The organism is Acinetobacter lwoffii, assembly GCF_024129685.1.
In the GTDB taxonomy this organism is placed as follows: Bacteria; Pseudomonadota; Gammaproteobacteria; order Pseudomonadales; family Moraxellaceae; genus Acinetobacter; species Acinetobacter lwoffii_X.
In genome coordinates, this window is sequence record NZ_JAMXXL010000079.1 from 1 (window position 1) to 989 (window position 989).

Here is a 989-nt window from a genome sequence, read left to right on the forward strand (position 1 = left end):
TAGACGGAAACGATTTGGTCTAAGAATGAATTTAATTGCTGGAATGGTGAACTGGACGCTCTTAAATTAACTTTCGCAAGAGATCTATTGATCTAGTGAGTTTATTTCAAAAAAAATATGTTGATGATAAAGTGATTAACAAAGATTTATATAGCATTTTTAAGGAAATAGATGAGCAAGCAAATAATTTTTTAGATGAATCAAATATTCGTTTTAATAATTTTAAGTCTAATTTAAGTGAAATTAAAAATAGGTTAGAAGATATTAAGAACTATAAAAAAAATATCAATAATCTTAATGAAAAGATGATGGATGCCAATCTTGATAATGATGAGTATTTAAATATTAATGATGAAATAAGACTACTTAAGGAAAAGGTAAGTAAAATTAATGATATTGAGAAAGAAAAAGAAAAAATAGAAAAAAAGATATTTGATATTAATGAGGTTAATAATTTTATTGATAATGTAAATTTATTTTCTAAGTTATTGTACTCTTTAATAAAAATTTATGATGAAAATATCAAGGAGGATGAGTTTGATGAAATTAATATAGATTTACTTAAGTCGGAGAGTACAGCGCTTATAAATATGATGAAAATAATAAAGTATAAATATTATAAAAATATGCCATACGAAAATGACTTTATTAATGATTTTTTAATATACATCAATTTTATACATTATTAACTTTGTCAAATAATTCTTTGAAATTGATGAATTATGGTGAGGATCAACAGAATAAACAACAGCAAATAGATATAAAAAAACATTTTAATCTACTAAAAATTCAAAATCTTGTATTATTAATTTTAGGTGGATTATGTGTTAGGCAGAATGATCAAGAAAGAAAGTTTGCACATTACACAAATTTAGATGTTGGTATTAAATTGGCAACTAATAGACCTCTTTCATAAATCATTTTTTACTCAGCTCCAAGTTATAAATTCCAGCAATTAGATTGAATCTCAAACCGAGTCTTTTAGCTCT

At 23.7% G+C, this 989-nt stretch carries 1 protein-coding gene; it reads left to right on the top strand.

Annotated elements, in window-relative coordinates; translation table 11 throughout:
* The first annotated feature begins 95 nt into the window (after window positions 1-95).
* On the top strand, window positions 96-689 hold the full coding sequence (locus NI464_RS15745; RefSeq protein WP_253139535.1) for a hypothetical protein: 594 nt from the start codon (window positions 96-98) through the stop codon (window positions 687-689).
* The last annotated feature ends 300 nt before the right edge of the window (window positions 690-989 follow it).